Source organism: Pseudomonas sp. BBP2017, assembly GCF_003024385.1.
In the GTDB taxonomy this organism is placed as follows: domain Bacteria; phylum Pseudomonadota; class Gammaproteobacteria; order Pseudomonadales; family Pseudomonadaceae; genus Aquipseudomonas.
This window is the reverse complement of record NZ_PVZN01000002.1, coordinates 429,730-444,371: the sequence shown is the minus strand read 5'-3', so window position 1 is coordinate 444,371 and position 14,642 is coordinate 429,730. Positions and strand designations below refer to the sequence as shown.

Annotated in this window: 15 protein-coding genes and 1 pseudogene; 10 read left to right on the top strand and 6 right to left on the bottom strand. The window is 61.0% G+C overall.

Annotation, left to right across the window (positions count from 1 at the left end; translation table 11 throughout):
• Window positions 1-20 precede the first annotated feature (20 nt).
• The 4 genes from tpx to C6382_RS04855 all read right to left on the bottom strand — a co-directional run bounded on the left by tpx (window position 21) and on the right by C6382_RS04855 (window position 4,527).
• On the bottom strand, window positions 21-521 hold the full coding sequence (gene tpx, locus C6382_RS04870; RefSeq protein WP_107023400.1) for a thiol peroxidase: 501 nt from the start codon (window positions 519-521) through the stop codon (window positions 21-23).
• 166 nt (window positions 522-687) lie between these two features.
• A complete protein-coding gene (locus tag C6382_RS04865) occupies window positions 688-1,965 on the bottom strand; it encodes an HAAAP family serine/threonine permease (protein WP_107023399.1) in 1,278 nt (425 codons plus the stop codon).
• Between the two features lie 217 nt (window positions 1,966-2,182).
• Complete coding sequence (locus C6382_RS04860; protein ID WP_107023398.1) at window positions 2,183-3,376, bottom strand: amino acid aminotransferase; 1,194 nt, start codon at window positions 3,374-3,376, stop codon at window positions 2,183-2,185.
• A gap of 125 nt (window positions 3,377-3,501) precedes the next feature.
• Window positions 3,502-4,527 (bottom strand): Ldh family oxidoreductase, encoded by a 1,026-nt coding sequence (locus tag C6382_RS04855; protein WP_107023397.1) that lies wholly within the window; start codon window positions 4,525-4,527, stop codon window positions 3,502-3,504.
• A 148-nt stretch (window positions 4,528-4,675) separates the two neighbouring features.
• Between C6382_RS04855 and C6382_RS04850 the strand changes: the two genes are divergently transcribed.
• From C6382_RS04850 to C6382_RS04805, 10 genes are all read left to right on the top strand, one after another.
• Window positions 4,676-5,545 (top strand): MurR/RpiR family transcriptional regulator, encoded by an 870-nt coding sequence (locus tag C6382_RS04850; RefSeq protein WP_107023396.1) that lies wholly within the window; start codon window positions 4,676-4,678, stop codon window positions 5,543-5,545.
• A 31-nt stretch (window positions 5,546-5,576) separates the two neighbouring features.
• The gene (locus C6382_RS04845; RefSeq protein WP_107023395.1) at window positions 5,577-6,335 is read left to right on the top strand and encodes a transporter substrate-binding domain-containing protein; all 759 of its coding nucleotides are present in this window, start codon (window positions 5,577-5,579) and stop codon (window positions 6,333-6,335) included.
• Between the two features lie 138 nt (window positions 6,336-6,473).
• Window positions 6,474-7,193 (top strand): ABC transporter permease, encoded by a 720-nt coding sequence (locus tag C6382_RS04840; RefSeq protein WP_107023394.1) that lies wholly within the window; start codon window positions 6,474-6,476, stop codon window positions 7,191-7,193.
• Window positions 7,190-7,900: an ABC transporter permease gene (locus C6382_RS04835; RefSeq protein ID WP_107023393.1), complete on the top strand. Its 711-nt coding sequence runs from the start codon at window positions 7,190-7,192 to the stop codon at window positions 7,898-7,900. The genes C6382_RS04840 and C6382_RS04835 overlap by 4 nt, the downstream gene beginning before the upstream one ends.
• A gap of 24 nt (window positions 7,901-7,924) precedes the next feature.
• Complete coding sequence (locus tag C6382_RS04830) at window positions 7,925-9,166, top strand: FAD-binding oxidoreductase (protein ID WP_107023392.1); 1,242 nt, start codon at window positions 7,925-7,927, stop codon at window positions 9,164-9,166.
• Window positions 9,167-9,184: 18 nt separating this feature from the next.
• Window positions 9,185-9,973, top strand: coding sequence for an amino acid ABC transporter ATP-binding protein (locus C6382_RS04825; protein ID WP_107023391.1), 789 nt, complete (start codon window positions 9,185-9,187; stop codon window positions 9,971-9,973).
• Window positions 9,974-10,416: 443 nt separating this feature from the next.
• A complete protein-coding gene (locus tag C6382_RS04820; RefSeq protein ID WP_107023390.1) occupies window positions 10,417-11,232 on the top strand; it encodes a gamma-glutamyl-gamma-aminobutyrate hydrolase family protein in 816 nt (271 codons plus the stop codon).
• Window positions 11,233-11,433: 201 nt separating this feature from the next.
• A complete protein-coding gene (locus C6382_RS04815; protein ID WP_107023389.1) occupies window positions 11,434-12,507 on the top strand; it encodes an NAD(P)-dependent alcohol dehydrogenase in 1,074 nt (357 codons plus the stop codon).
• A gap of 126 nt (window positions 12,508-12,633) precedes the next feature.
• Window positions 12,634-13,020: a hypothetical protein gene (locus tag C6382_RS04810; RefSeq protein ID WP_107023388.1), complete on the top strand. Its 387-nt coding sequence runs from the start codon at window positions 12,634-12,636 to the stop codon at window positions 13,018-13,020.
• A gap of 42 nt (window positions 13,021-13,062) precedes the next feature.
• The gene (locus tag C6382_RS04805) at window positions 13,063-13,359 is read left to right on the top strand and encodes a hypothetical protein (RefSeq protein WP_107023387.1); all 297 of its coding nucleotides are present in this window, start codon (window positions 13,063-13,065) and stop codon (window positions 13,357-13,359) included.
• Window positions 13,360-13,454: 95 nt separating this feature from the next.
• Here the strand turns inward: C6382_RS04805 and C6382_RS04800 are convergent.
• Together C6382_RS04800 and C6382_RS04795 are read right to left on the bottom strand one after the other, a co-directional pair.
• Window positions 13,455-13,697, bottom strand: a pseudogene (locus C6382_RS04800) (chromate transporter); the annotation flags it as partial.
• Between the two features lie 139 nt (window positions 13,698-13,836).
• Entirely contained in the window at window positions 13,837-14,577 is a 741-nt protein-coding gene (locus C6382_RS04795; protein WP_107023386.1) for a TorF family putative porin, read from the bottom strand.
• Window positions 14,578-14,642 lie beyond the last annotated feature (65 nt).

Genomic DNA, 14,642 nt, shown 5'->3' with positions numbered 1-14,642 from the left:
AGCCCGCTCCTACCGTTGGATCACTTGAGCACTGCCAGAGCAGCATCATAGTTCGGCTCGTCAGCGATTTCGCCAACCAGCTCGCTGTGCAGCACCTTGTCATTTTCATCCAGCACCACCACGGCACGGGCGGTCAGGCCGGCGAGCGGGCCATCAGCGATGGCAACGCCATAGTTCTCGACGAACTCGCGGCCACGCAGGGTCGACAGGTTCTGGACGTTCTCCAGGCCTTCAGCGCCGCAGAACCGCGCTTGAGCGAACGGCAGGTCGGCGGAGATGCACAGCACCACGGTGTTGTTCACTTCGCTGGCCTTCTTGTTGAAGGTGCGTACCGAGGTAGCGCAGGTCGGGGTGTCAACGCTTGGGAAGATGTTCAGCACTTTGCGCTTGCCGGCCAGGCTGGCCAGGGTCACGTCGGCCAGGCCTGCACCAACCAGGGAAAACGCTGGCGCTTTCGAGCCGACCTTCGGCAGTTCGCCGTTGACCTGAACAGGATTGCCTTTGAGAGTCACTTGAGCCATGAGCTGAGTCCTTATGCGGGGTGAGTGATAAAGGACCAGAGTTAATCATGAAAGTGCCCGGGCACCTATGGGGGAGCAACAAATTGTTGTATTGCCAGACAATTATTGTGGACAAATAGGCCACTCGAAAGCAGACAATCCTGCTTCCGGGTGGCCGGGCAGCCGGTCAGCTCAACAGCGAGTAAACCAGCGCCGAGATCGCCACCAGGCCGACCGCCACGACGAAGACGTTGGACATCTGCCCGCTGTATTTACGCATGGCCGGTACTTTTCGGATGGCGTACATCGGCATCAGGAACAGAATCGCCGCGATCACCGGGCCGCCGAGGGTCTCGATCATGCCGAGGATGCTCGGATTGAGGGTGGCGACGACCCAGCAGATTACCAGCATGAAGGCTGCGGTGATGCGATCCAGGGCCTTGGCACCCGGGCGTTTGCCGGTCTTGACGATCAAGCCCTTGAGGCCCTCGCTGGCGCCGATGTAATGGCCCAGGAACGACTTGGCAATCGCGATGAAGGCAATCAACGGCGCGGCAAAGGCGATGGTCGGGTTGCTGAAATGGTTGGCCAGGTACGAAAGGATCGACAGGTTCTGCGCCTTGGCTTCGGCCAGCTGTGCCGGGGTCAGGGTCAGCACGCAGCTGAACACGAAGAACATCACCATTGCCACCATCAGCAGATGGGCACGGCTCAGGATCTGCCCGCTGCGCTCGTCGGCGTGCACGCCGTAACGGCGTTTCTGGTCGACGGCAAAGGCCGAGATGATCGGCGAATGGTTAAAGGAGAACACCATCACCGGAATTGCCAGCCACAGGGTGTGCAGGAAAGCCGAAGCCGACGGCACTTCAGTGGCGGTGGTGAGGATGCCGCCGCTCCAGTGCGGAATCAGGAACACCGCAAGGAATGCCAAGGCAACGATGAATGGATAGACCAGCAGGCTCATGACCTTGACAGTGGCCTGCTCGCCGCAGCGCACGATGGCCAGCAAACCGAGAATCAGCACGAACGACAGCACGGTGCGCGGTGGCGGTTCGATGTGCAACTGATGTTCCATGAAGCTGCCGACCGTGTTGGTCAGGGCCACACTGTAGATCAGCAGAATCGGGAAGATGGCGAGGAAGTACAGCAAGGTGATAAGGGCACCGGCCTGGATGCCGAAGTGCTCTTCGACCACGTCGGTGATGTCGCCGCCATCGCGCCCGGACAGTACAAAGCGGGTCAGCCCACGGTGGGCGTAGTAAGTCATCGGGAACGCCAGCAACGCCAGGATCAGCAAGGGCCAGAAGCCACCAAGCCCGGCATTGATTGGCAGGAACAGGGTTCCAGCGCCGATGGCCGTGCCAAACAGGCCCAGCATCCAGGTTGTATCCTGACGGGACCAGCTGCCGAGGGCTGCTGGGGTCGATTCGAAGCGTTGCTCAACGCTCGGGGCCTGCTCATTCATCCGGGTGCAACTCCACTCGCAAGACTGCAACAGGGCTGAGAGTGGCGAAACAGACGCATCACCACCCCTCAGCCATACAAAGAGGGGCGCGATTGTGCGCCGATTGGTTGCACTTGCAAAGCCCTGACCGAGGAGCGGTTGCACCTTTTACAAAAGCATCGCGGGGCAAGCCCGCTCCCACAGTGCAGGAGCGGGCTTGCCCCGCGTTCAGGGTTTGTTACTGAACCGCCGCAATCGCCTCAGCCACCTGCTGCAGGTTGTCCGGACGCAGCCCGGACATGCACACCCGACCGCTGTCGATCAGGTACACGCCGAACTCGTCACGCAGGCGACGGACCTGCGCGACGCTCAAACCGGTGTAGCTGAACATCCCGCGCTGGCTCAGGAAGAACTGGAAGTCCTGACCCGGCAGCAGCACCGCCAGGGCATCGACCAGCCCCTGACGCATGTCGAGAATGCGCAGGCGCATCTGCTCCACTTCAGCGGCCCACTGGGCATTGAGCACCGCATCGCCCAGCACTGCGGCCACCAGTTGCGCACCGAAGTTCGGTGGGCTGGAGTAGTTGCGGCGCACCGTGGCCTTGAGCTGGCCGAGTACGCTCTGCGCAGTGTCGGCATCGTCGCAGACCACCGACAGCCCCCCTACCCGCTCGCCATACAGCGAGAAGATCTTCGAGAACGAGTTGCTCACCAGGCACGGCACACCGGCACGCGCCACTTCGCGGATAGCGTAGGCATCCTCGACCAGGCCTTCACCGAAGCCCTGATAGGCGATATCGAGGAACGGAATCAGGCTGCGCGCCTTGACTACCTCGATCACCTGTTGCCATTGCGCCTGACTCAGGTCGACACCGGTCGGGTTGTGGCAGCATGGGTGCAGCAGCACGATGCTGTTGGCCGCCAGGCCCTGCAGGCTCGCGAGCATACCGTCGAAGTCCAGGCCACGCGTGCTCGGGTCAAAGTACGGGTAGGTGTTGACCTTGAACCCGGCACCTTCAAAGATCGCCCGGTGGTTGTCCCAGGTCGGATTGCTGACCCACACCTGCGATTCGGGGAAGTAACGCTTGAGAAAGTCGGCACCGACTTTCAGCGCGCCAGAGCCACCAACGGTCTGTACTGTGGCCACGCGACCGCCCTGCACCGCCGGGTGATCTGTGCCAAACAGCAGCACCTGGATCGCCTGGCGGTAGCTGTTCAGACCTTCCATCGGCAGGTACAAAGAGGCTTCATGTGGCTGGCCGGCCATGCGCTTTTCAGCTTCGCCGACCGCGGCCAGTTGCGGCACCACGCCTGCGGCGTCGTAATACAGACCGATACTCAGGTTGACCTTGTTGGCGCGTGGGTCGGCCTTGAAGGTTTCCATCAGGGACAGAATCGGGTCGCCGGCATAGGCATCGACATGTTTGAACACAGCGTGCAGCTCCTTGGGTCTGGGCAGTTCGGACTAAATGCTGCGTCGAGGATACCTGTACCTGAGGTGAAGGAACATGACCGATGCTGCAACTGATTAGTGCATGGATGCACAGCGCTGACTTTTTACTGAGCCAACGCCTGCAACTGCTCCAGTTCCTGCGCAGTCACTGTCACTCCCTGCCGAGCCGACAGTTCGCGCTCGCGATAACGCCGCTCCCCCGGCATCCGCTGCAGGCCTACCGATTGCATCTGCCGTACCAGCTCATGGCTGCGCTCGGCAAAGCGATTACCTTCAGCCTTGCCTGGATCGATCACGATAATCAGTTGCCCGGTCCACGGCGTTTTCGCCCCCGGGTGCTGCGACCAGTCGAACTCCCAGGAAAAATGCCCACCGGTCAGCGCCGCGGCCAGTAATTCGACCATCATCGACAAAGCCGAGCCCTTGTGCCCGCCAAACGGCAGCAGTGCACCGCCGTCGAGAATTTTCTGCGGGTCACGGGTCGGCTCGCCCTGACTGTCGACACCGATGCCATCGGGCAGTTGCTCGCCTTTGCGCGCCGCGATCTGCACATCACCGTGGGCCATGGCGCTGGTGGCCATGTCGAAAACAATCGGGTCACTACCGGCACAAGGCGCGGCAAAGGCAATCGGGTTGGTGCCGAACAACGGCTGCCGCGCGCCATGCGGCACCACGCAGGTCATGCTGTTGACCACACTCAAGGCCACCAGGCCTTCATCGGCGAAGGGCTCGACATCCGGCCACAGGGCCGCGAAATGGTGCGAGTTATGGATTGCCAGCACGGCGATCCCGGCACTGCGGGCCTTTCCCACCAACAGCTCACGAGCGGCGGCCAGTGCCGGCTGGGCAAAACCGCCCCTGGCGTCAACGCGCACGTAACCACTGGCGACATCGACCACCTCAGGCACGGCCATGCCATCGACCCAGCCACTGGCCAGGGTCGAAACGTAACCGGGAATGCGGAACACGCCATGACTGTGGGCGCCATCGCGCTGGGCACTGGCGCAGTTGAAAGCCAGGGCACGGGCCACCGCTTCACTGGTGCCATGACGAACAAAAATGCGCTGCAACAAGGCCTGCAGCTCGGCAAAAGCAATATGCGCGACAGCAGTGTCGGGGCGTACGGACATCTGAAGCTCCCTTATTGGATTTGGAATGGGCGACAGCGATGAGCAATGGCGAAACTTTCCTCTTGTGACAGCAAACTGTCAAATGTTGACTTGATGACAGAAAACATTCATTTTCTGTTTCAACGCACAACCGCCTTCGAGAATCGCCGTGAGCCAACCGATCAAACAACGCCTGGAACACAGCCTGCACAGTGCCGCGGCTTCCGGGCGCAAGATCGCCAGCTACATGCTTGCCAACTTCACCGACCTGCCGTTCGAAACCTCGGCGAGCCTGGCGGCAAAAATCGGCGTCAGCGAATCGAGTGTCGGGCGTTTCTGCCGGGCCCTGGGTTACGAACACCTCAAGGCGCTCAAACACGACCTCAAGGACGACCTGGGCGATGGTCCCTGGCTGGTCGGTGATCGTTTGCAAGAATTCCGCCAACAGCATGGTAAAGATGCCGCTGGCTTGGCCCGCAGCCTCGAACAGGAAGTCGGCGCGCTGGTACGGGTCTACGAATACAGCCGCACCCCGGCCTGGGAAGTGGTCAGCCAGCGCCTGGCCCAGCGGCGCAAGGTGTTTGTCGCGGGGTTTCAGACCGAGCGCGGCATCGCCCAATGCATGGCCCACCTGCTGCAATACCTGCGCGACGGTGTGCAGGTGGTCGATGGTAGCGCCGGGCATTTCGGCGAGGTGTTGCTCAGCGACCCGGCCGACTGTGCCCTGGTGGTATTCGAAGCGCGGCGCTACTCGCGCCATGCCCTGAACCTGTGCCGCAAGGCACATGAGGCGGGCATCCCGGTAACACTGGTTACCGACACTTTCTGTGACTGGGCCGATGCCAACGCCAATGAGGTGTTTCGCATCCCCACCGAATTCAATCTGTTCTGGGAGTCCACCGCGACGATGCTGTCGTGGGTACACCTGATGGTCAACGAGGTCTGCAAGAAGCTTGGACCGGATGTTGAAAAGCGCTTGGAAGCAACTGCCGCTCTACACAATGAATTCGTTGGCTACACGTCAGCGAGCAAACAATAGCAAGAGTGCAAATAACAGATCGAGGTGTGACATGAAACCCGTTATCCGCTTTGCAGGTGCGTGCGCCCTGCTGCTCGCCGGCGCAACCATGGCTCAGGCTGAAACCCTGAAAATTGCTACCGAAGGCGCTTACCCGCCGTTCAACTATGTCGATTCGGATAACCAGCTGCACGGCTTTGATGTCGACATCACCAAGGCCTTGTGCGAGCAGATGAAAGTCGAATGCACCCTGGTTGCCCAGGACTGGGAAGGCATTATCCCGGCCTTGATGGCGAAGAAGTACGACGCCGTAGTGGCGTCGATGATCAACACTGAAGAGCGCCGCAAGAAAATCGCTTTCACCAACCACTACTACAAGACGCCGCTGTCGGTAGCGGTGGCCAAGGACAGCGAGATCACCGACGCACAGACTGACTTCAAGGGTTACACCGTCGGTGCGCAATCCTCCTCGACTCAGGCGATCTACGCCGAAGACGTCTATGGCAAGGCCGGTGCCGACGTCAAACTCTACCCGACCCTCGATGAAGCCAACGCCGACCTCGCCGCCGGGCGTCTGGACGGGGTGATTGCCGACAAGTTCCCGCTGGCCGAATGGCTGGGCAAGGCTGGCAAGGACTGCTGCAAGATCCTCGGCGACGTCAACGGCACCAAGGCCGATGCTTCGATTGCCGTGCGCAAAGAAGACGAAGCGTTGCGCGAGCGCCTGAACAAGGCGTTGGACGAGATCGTCGCCAACGGCACCTACCAGAAGATCGCCAGTCGTTACTTCGACTTCGATATCTATCAGTAATCCTGGCCCAGGCCACTTGTAGGAGCTGGCCTTGCCAGCGATGCAGACGCCGCGGATTGACTGACACCGCGTCGATGCTATCGCCGGCAAGGCCGGCTCCTACAGGGGTGCGTGTCTGTCTTGCAAGAGGGTCCGCCCATGCTCGAACAACTGTCCCTGTTATCTTTCGCCAGCGGCGGCTGGGGCCAGGCCCTGCTGGCCGGCGCGCTGGTGACCATCTCCCTGGCCCTGGCCTGCCTGCCCATCGGCTTGCCCCTCGGTCTGGGCGTGGCCTTGATGGCGCGCTCGCACAAGCGCTTTCCACGCGCCGTGGCGACCGTCTTTTCTACAGTGTTCCGCGGCCTGCCTGAGCTGCTGACACTGTTGATCATCTACTACGGCTGCCAGATCGCCGCGCAGAAAATCCTCGCGGCCATGGGTTATGAAGGCGAAGTGCTGATCAACACGTTCCTGGCCGCAATGATCGCCTTCAGCCTAGTATTTGCCGCGTTCTCCAGCGAAATCTGGCTCGGCGCATTCAAGACCGTAGCCAAAGGCCAGTACGAAGCCTCCCAGGCCCTGGGCCTGAGCAAGGCCACGACCTTTCGCAAGGTGATCTTCCCGCAACTGGTGCGCATTGCCATGCCGGGCCTGTCGAACAACTGGCTGTCACTGCTCAAGGACACCTCGCTGGTGTCGACCATCTCCCTGGTCGACCTGATGCGCCAGACTAACCTCGCGGTCAGCGTGACCAAGGAACCGATGTTCTTCTATGGCGTGGCCTGCCTCGGTTACCTGCTGTTCTCGGCCTTGTCGGGACGGGTGTTTGTCTTCATTGAGCAGTACTTCAGTCGCCATCTGCGGAGTGCCCGGACATGAGTTTCGATCAACTGTTGGCACTGGTCCTCGATCCCGACCTGCTGGAACGCTACGGCCCGCGCTTTATCGATGGCCTGCTGGTTACCGGCAAGCTGGTGGCGATTTCCTTCACCCTTGGTGCCCTGCTCGGCATGCTGCTGGCCTTGGCGCGCTTGTCCAACAGCCTGCTGTTGCAGCGTCTGAGCGCCGGCTACATCTACTTCTTCCGCGGCTCGCCACTGCTGGCCCAACTGTTCTTGCTGTACTACGGACTGGGCTCGCTCAAGGGCTTCTGGCAGGACGTGGGGATGTGGTGGTTCTTTCGTGAAGCCTGGTACTGCACGCTGCTGGCCTTCGTCCTCAACACCGCCGCCTACCAGGCGGAGATCTTCCGTGGCGCCCTGCTGGCAGTCGCCCCCGGCCAATATGAAGCCGCCAAGGCCCTGAGCCTTAAGCGTTCGACCACCTTCTTCAAGGTCATCCTGCCGCAATCGATGATCGTCGCCATCGGCCCGCTGGGCAACGAACTGATCCTGATGATCAAGGCCAGCGCGATCGCCTCGCTGGTGACCATCTACGACCTGATGGGCGTGACCAAGTTGGCCTTCTCGCGCAGTTTCGATTTCCAGATCTACCTGTGGGCCGCCGTGCTCTACCTGCTGATCGTCGAGATCGTGCGCCGCAGCCTGAAACACATAGAAGCCCGACTGGGCCGCCACCTGCACTGATAGCCTGCTGTGAGGACCGTTCCAATGCATTGTCAAACCATCGTTCTGGGCGCCGGCATCGTCGGCGTCAGCACGGCCCTTCACCTGCAGGCCCGCGGCCGCAAGGTCATCCTCATCGACCGCGACGAGCCCGGCAGCGGCACCAGTCATGGCAACGCCGGCCTGATCGAGCGTTCCAGCGTGATCCCCTATGCCTTTCCCCGGGAGCTGTCGAGCCTGCTGCGCTACGGCCTCAATCGCCAGTCCGATGTGCGCTACAGCCTGACCCATGTGCCGAAGATCGCGCCCTGGCTGTTCAAGTACTGGCAGAACTCCTCTGCTGCCGGCCTGAAGGTCGCCACTCACGCCATGTTGCCGCTGGTGCAACGCTGCGTGGAAGAACACGACGCGCTGATCGATGCCGCTGGGCTTGGCGACCTGGTCAAGGCCAATGGCTGGATCGAGGTATTTCGCAACGACGCCGCCTTCAGCAAGGCCCAGGCCGATGCACATGCCCTGGCGCCCTACGGCCTGAGCTATGAGGTGCTTGATCGCCAGCAACTGCATCAACGCGAAACTGACTTGAGCGACAACGTGGTCGGTGGCATCCACTGGCTCGACCCCAAGACCGTCAGCAACCCCGGCGGCCTGACCCGTGGCTACGCAGCCCTGTTCGTCAAACGTGGCGGCCAGTTCATCCATGGCGATGCGCGTACCCTGCGCCAGATCGCCGGTGAATGGCAGGTCGACAGCCGCCAGGGCCCGATCACCGCAGCTGAAGTGGTGATCGCCCTCGGCCCGCAATCGGCTGACCTGTTCAAGCCGCTGGGCTACCGAATTCCGCTGGAAATCAAACGCGGCTACCACCTGCATTACCAGGGCCGTGACGGTGCCGAACTCAAGCATTCGATCTGCGATGGTCAGGGCGGCTATGTACTCGCGCCGATGGCCCAGGGTATCCGTCTGACCACCGGCATCGAATTCGCTGCCAGCGGCGACGCGGCCAACGAGATTCAACTCAAGCGTTGTGAAGCCCTGGCACGCAAGATCTTCCCCCTTGGCCAGCGCCTCGACGCCCAGCCGTGGCTGGGGCGACGCCCTTGCCTGCCGGACATGCGCCCGGTGATCGGCCCGGCGGCACGCCACAAGGGCCTGTGGTTCAACTTCGGCCACGCCCATCACGGCCTGACGCTGGGGCCGGTCAGTGGCCGCCTGCTGGCCGAGATGATCACCGGCGAGGCGACTTTTACCGACCCTGCGCCCTACAGCGCGGCACGCTTCAATTGATCGCGGGAGAATAACAATATGACCGCTTCACTGAGCCTTGCAGCAACCAGCCCTGCCCCGCACGCCGACCCGCGCAAAATCGTGGTCAGCATCGAGGGTTTGAACAAACACTACGGCGCCTATCATGTGCTGCGCGACATCAACCTGAACGTTCGTGAAGGCGAGCGCATTGTCCTGTGCGGGCCTTCGGGCTCGGGCAAATCCACACTGATCCGCTGCATCAACCGCCTGGAAATCGCCGAGAAAGGCCATATCCGTGTCAACGACACTGACCTGGCCCTGACCACCCGCCAGGCTGCGGACGTACGCAGTGAAATCGGCATGGTGTTCCAGCACTTCAACCTGTTCCCGCACATGAGCGTGCTGGACAACTGCACCCTGGCACCGATGAGCGTACGCGGCCTGTCGCGCAAGGAAGCGGAGGAGCGTGCGCGCTTCTACCTGAACAAGGTGGGCATCGAGAGCCAGGCCAATAAATACCCCAGCCAGCTCTCTGGCGGCCAGCAACAGCGCGTGGCAATTGCCCGGGCGCTGTGCATGAAGCCGAAGATCATGCTGTTCGACGAGCCGACCTCGGCACTCGATCCGGAAATGGTCGCCGAAGTGCTGGATGTGCTGGTGAAACTGGCGGACACCGGCATGACCATGCTTTGCGTCACCCATGAAATGGGCTTTGCCCGCCAGGTGGCCGAGCGGGTGCTGTTTCTTGATGGCGGGCAGATTATTGAAGATGCCAGCCCGGAGGCGTTTTTCAATAACCCACAGAGTGCGCGGGCCAAGGGCTTCCTCGCGCAAATTTTGCACTGATGCAATCGCAAGCCCGCTCCCTACAGTGGGAGCAACTGTCTTCCGCTTGGTTAGCTGTAGGAGCCGGCGTTGCCGGCGATGGGGCGCGTAGCGCCCCTGGCCCCGCTATGCCGGTCAACGACTGCAGGCTGTTGCCGATGGGCAGAGTATAGGTGGCCAGTGGCTGGCTGACTGTCAAATATAATTAACCGCTACTAGCGCTCGCAGTGCCGGCAGGCAAGGCACGCACAGCGATAATTGCACCGAGGCAATGACAAGCTTCGCCCGCGCAATCTGAAGTCGTTTGACATATTAAACGGCTCTGGCAAGCTGTATGACAGGTTTCGACCGGAAACACAGGCCTCAAGCGCCCTTCCGGCAGTGCTCGAAACCTCAGGTAGCGCAAAGGTTTCAGCCGCGCGCCTGCACAATAATGACAGGCCGCGCCTGTCCCAAGGTGACATATGCCCAACAGCAACATTGGCAATAAGAAACAACCCCTTCGCAAACCCGTCGTCCTGATGACCATGGGCGCCCAGGAGCGCAAAGGTCACGACTATCAGGTCATGACCCACAAATACATCGTGCCGCTGGTTGAACATGCCGGTTGCGTACCGGTTCTGGTACCGACCTGCTGCGGCATCGAAGACCTCGAAACCTACCTGGACATGGCTGACGGTGTTTACCTCACTGGTGCTGGCAGCAACATCGACCCAGCGCTCTACGGCCAGGAAAACCAGACCCCAGGCAAAGCCCAGGATCGTGACCGCGACCTGTTCGACCTGCCCCTGGTGAAAGCAGCCATTGCCCGTGGTCTGCCGATCTTCGGTATCTGCCGTGGCATGCAAGAAATCAACGTAGCCTTGGGTGGCGACATCTACCAGAAGGTTTACGCAGAAACCGGCTTCAACGATCACCGGGAAAACCCCGAAGATCCGGTAGACGTGCAGTACAGTGCGGTGCACAGCGTGCGTCTGGAGCAAGGCAGCTGGCTGCAAAAACTGCTGCAAATCGACGAGATCCGCGTCAACTCGCTGCACGGCCAGGGCCTGAAAACCCTCGGCAAAGGCATTGAGCCGTTGGCTCACGCCGAAGATGGCCTGGTAGAGGCTATCCACGCACCAAGCCTGTCGCCCTTCCTGTTCGCCGTACAATGGCACCCGGAATGGCAAGCGGCAAAGAACCCGGATTCGGTGAAGATGTTCCAGGCCTTTGGTGACGCCTGCCGCAAGCAGATGGTCAAGGCTCAAGGCGTTAACCAACTGAGCTCGGCGGCTTGATCTGATTTCGCCAGTTCGAAGTCATCGCGGGGCAAGCCCGCTCCCACCAGGTTGAGGTAGAACCTGTGGGAGCGGGCTTGCCCCGCGATGCTTTTACCTCCCTCTTATTGATCCTGATCACTAGCCTTGCGCCTGCCAAACGCGCACCCTGAACGCAGTCTGCACGACCCAGCCACGCACACCTGTTCAGGAGAAATGGCCATGTCCCGCATGAAAGCGGCAATCTTCGTTGAAAAGAACCGCATTGTTCTGGATGAAAAACCTATCCCCGAAGTGGGGCCTTCCGACGCGCTGCTGCGCATTACCACCACGACGATTTGCGGCACCGACGTGCACATCCTGCGCGGCGAATACCCGGTCGCCAAAGGCCTGACCATCGGTCATGAGCCGGTCGGCATCATTGAAAAGCTTGGCAGCCAGGTCCAGGGCTTCAGCGAAGGCCAGCGAGTCATCGCCGGGGCAATCACCCCCAGCGGCCACAGTTATGCCTGCCTGTGCGGCTGCGCCTCTCAGGACGGCCCTGGCACACCACACGGTTTCCGCCCCGCTGGCGGCTGGAAGTTCGGCAACACCATCGATGGTTGCCAGGCCGAATACGTCTTGGTGCCCGATGCCATGGCCAACCTGTCACCAATCCCCGACAGCCTGAGTGATGAACAGGTACTGATGTGCCCGGACATCATGTCCACCGGTTTTTCCGGTGCCGAACGTGGCGGCGTACGTATCGGTGACACGGTCGCAGTGTTCGCCCTGGGCCCAATCGGACTGTGTGCCGTGGCAGGCGCCCGCCTGATGGGGGCGAGCACCATTATCGGTGTCGATACCGTCGCTGCGCGGCTGACGGTTGCGCGTCAGTTGGGGGCCACCCATGTGGTCGATTTCAAGCAGGGCAATGTGGTAGAACAGATCATGGCCCTGACCCATGGCCGCGGCGTGGATGTCGCTATCGAAGCACTCGGCACCCAATCAACCTTCGAGTCGGCCCTGCGCATCCTGCGCCCGGGCGGCACCTTGTCGAGCCTGGGCGTGTATTCGTCCGACCTGACCATCCCGCTGTCGGCATTTGCCGCAGGCCTGGGTGACTACAGCATCGTCAGTACCCTGTGCCCCGGTGGCAAGGAGCGCATGCGCCGGTTGATGGAAGTGGTCGGCAGTGGCAGCGTCGATCTCAAGCCGCTGGTCACCCACCGCTTCAAGCTGGACGATATCGAGGCCGCCTATGAGCTGTTTGCGCATCAGCGTGACGGGGTGATGAAGGTTGCGATCACGCCTTGAACGCTTACAACTGTGGCCCCTGCAGACGCGGGGCCCAGCCCTCCACGTCAGCCATACCCGCCGCCCGACGACAGGTTGCGGTTCGCCTCTGGGCAAAAGCCGGTTAGCGTCGCTATGCTGGAGGTCATGAACGCCTCCTTGCCCACCCGCTCCCCCTGCCCGCCCGGCGCCTGCGACTGCGGCCGCGAATCGCTGCAGGACCTGCGCATCCTGCTACTGACCCGTCAGGAAGAAAAGCGCCTGCTCGAGCGCCTGGAGAATCTGCAGAGCCTGGCAGATCTGGAGCACATGCAGTGCAAGCTCTACGAGAACCTTGGCATCCGCCTGCAGATTAGCCCCAGCGACAACGAAGTGCGGACCATGCGCGGTTTCAACATCCAGATTGAAGAACTGCCGGGCCTGTGCCGCAAAACCCGGCAGAGCATCGCCGCCGCCATCCGCCGGGCGCTGGAACGTCAGCCGGAGATTGCCTACCGGCTGCTGGATGCCCAGGATTTGCTGCGTGATGCCTGAAGGGTTGCCACTGTACACTTTGCATTTACCGAGTGATTACCGATGCCCACCCTGCTCTCCCGCGAGGTCTACCAACAATTGCGCGACGTCGCCATGGGCGTGCGTTTCTTGCAGCAACTGGAACAGCATCAGACGTGCGGGCAAGTATGGGTCGGGATCGAAGGCTGGCAATTGCTGCTGGATTTCGAAGGAGGTCGCTTACACCACTGCGAACGCTGCAGGCACCCGGATGGCCGGGAAGGCTCACTGGACACCTGGCAACGCTACGGCACGGATCCGGTCAGTTTGCTCAGTACCTGGGAAATGGCGCAGATCGAGCGATTGCTTGGGCAAAAATGATGCTTGCTCGTCGAGGAGCGATCAATCGTCCTTTGCGCGAGGCAAGCCCGCACCTACAGTAAACCAACCCGCAATGCCACATCCGATCACCACCAACCACGGTAGCCTGCCTGCGACAGCCCCAGCGCGATACCGACCTGACTGCTGGCGGAGCCGGACAGAAACTGGCAGAGCGTTACCCGATCGGCATAACAGCGCTCGCTCAACCAGCCGCGACGGCAGACGAATTCATCGCGAAAGTAGCCTAGGTGGGCGACAGGACCTCCAAACGAGGTCAAGCCCAGGCGCAGGAAAATCAGAAAGACCTGCCATGGGCTGCGATCGTGGTTGAGGGGCATGTACTGTTCTTCGTAAAGCCGCAGTTTTTAACAATACATAATTAAAGCCGTTATTGTGGTGGGGCTTGCCCCGCGATTGCACGCTGTCAGCCACATCGCATCGCGGGGCAAGCCCGCTCCCACAGATCCCCAACAGCCCTCAGAACGTCTTGCTGGCGCTGACCACCACTGTCGCCGTGCACAGGTCGTCATAACCGTACCAACTGATGCACTCGCTTTTCGACAGGTCTGTGTCGACATAGCTCAGCCCCCAGGTAACCCCGACAAACTCACGGCTAAGTTTCGCCTCCCACTCATAGTAAGCCTTACGGTCATCGCCACTGGCCGACCAGAACGCCGGATCTTTTACATCATTGCGCCCTGCCCGCAACGCCAGCCCCACTTCGCCTGGCAGCGCAAAACTGTAACCGAGGTAGGTGTAGAGCGTGTCCTGGTCCTTACCAAAGACATTCGGCGTGTCATCGGAGTAGTAGGCTCCCAGTTGTACCCCGTAAAGTTCGAGGATGGCGTAAACCTCGCTCAAGTTGAACTGGCCCTCCTTGGGATAGGCATATTTGATGTACCCCAGATCAAGGCTGATGGCATCGCTCGCTTGCCAGTACCAACCTGCGTAGTACTCCAGCTCCTGGCGGGTCTTGAAGTCAAAACCGAAATCGACGTTAGAGGTCCAGGCCCCCAGATACAAGCCACTGCTGTGGAGCAGCGTAGCGCCAGCCTGCAGGGCCGGATCGCCAAGGGTTTGCGAGATGCCCCGGCTGCGGTAGTCGCTGGCTGCAGTGAGTTCCACCTCCAGGGAGAAGTCTTCGCTCAGCGTCAGGGCCTGGCTGCTCAAGGGGGTCAGCAACAAGCTGACGAGGGAGAAAATGGCGCGTGCGTTCATACAAAACCCTTGTTGTTATCGGTGTGCGGGTAGATTCGTGCAGGCGAAACCGAGCCCCTCGCTAC